The 1,334-nt window shown below is 36.2% G+C and carries 1 pseudogene; it reads left to right on the top strand.

Annotated elements, in window-relative coordinates:
* The first annotated feature begins 684 nt into the window (after positions 1-684).
* Positions 685-935: pseudogene (locus HU824_RS20085) on the top strand (hypothetical protein).
* The last annotated feature ends 399 nt before the right edge of the window (positions 936-1,334 follow it).

Consider the following 1,334-nt stretch of genomic DNA (forward strand, 5'->3'; position numbering starts at 1 on the left):
TAGCTTCAAGCTCCCTGCGGTATGTGGCACGCATGGCAAACCAAACTTCGGTCTCTTTATCCATTTCTATTCTTGCTGATTTTACTTAGAAAAAGGTATTCCTTGGGGGCTTTGAACTACCATTACAGAACTGTAGTTCAATCACTTGCGGGCATTTTATGGGAAGTTTGACAAGCACTATGCCCCTCTTGTCAACAGATTCTCTGCGGTTGTTCATTACCTTTTGGCAAGAGACTATAAACGAACGTATTAGAAACAAAAAGCGTTTTTTAATCGTACGTTTAAAAAACACCTGTTTTGAACTTATACAAGACATACTCAAAGAGCTAAAAATAAGAAGATTTTAACTGATTACATATATTGTATATGCTACTGAAATCCAATGCAATATACTTATCAGTACTTATTATTAGGAACATTTTTCTATCAAACATTTTGTCATTACAAAAAACGTATCTATCTTTGCGTTCATTAAACGTACGTTTTTTAAACAGCATATCATCCTATATATCAACCACTTAAAATTAATTCCCACACATTTTTCTCCAAGTCCCCCTATTTCTCTCCTACTTTTTATACTTTCGCATTTTTTAACCAGATTAAAAAACAGTTAAACGAACGAAGAATTACACAAATGAAAGAACTCAAAAAAAGAAGCATCTCAACAGTAACGAGCAGAGAAGCATGTCGTATCAATCTGATACACAGAAAATAAGAGAAACAAAAGTCAAAGAACACTGCTCCATAGTGGATGAACGGATATAGCCAAACTGCTCGTAGCATCCGAAAACTTCACAAAGAGAGCCAGAGGAGAGCAAAAACCTTTGACTTACAGTACGATAATCACCGAATTGGAGAAGGTATGGGCCATCATAAAACGGGAAGACACCACACTGATTGACCCATACGGATATGATGTAAGGATAAATCACTGATAGTTCAGTACCTGGAAAGGCAGTAATTTTGCCGCCGTCAGCAACCGGACAGAAGGGCTACACCTTTCTCGTCGGATGGTGTAGCCTCAACAAGGCAAGGGCGTAGCCATCCGTACTGAAAGGAGTAGCCCTTTTTCATTGCTGATTATCATACATTCACTAACCCTAAAAACATAAAAAATGGGAAAAGAAAAAACTGAATTTGAGGAGAAATTTGTATCCAAAACTTTAGTAGATGACAAAAATTAAATATATGCTGTTAAACATTTAATTTTCAAGTGATTAAATCTGCAAAAGTCCCTGAAATTTAGTAATTTAAAGGAAAAGTTTGGCGACTTTTCTCCATGAAAACTACTAATTCCAAGGACTCAGTCAAAGTTAACCAAATCCTCCCGATTA

The sequence above is a fragment of the Bacteroides sp. L10-4 genome (assembly GCF_013373675.1).
GTDB classification, from domain to species: Bacteria; Bacteroidota; Bacteroidia; order Bacteroidales; family Bacteroidaceae; genus Bacteroides; species Bacteroides muris.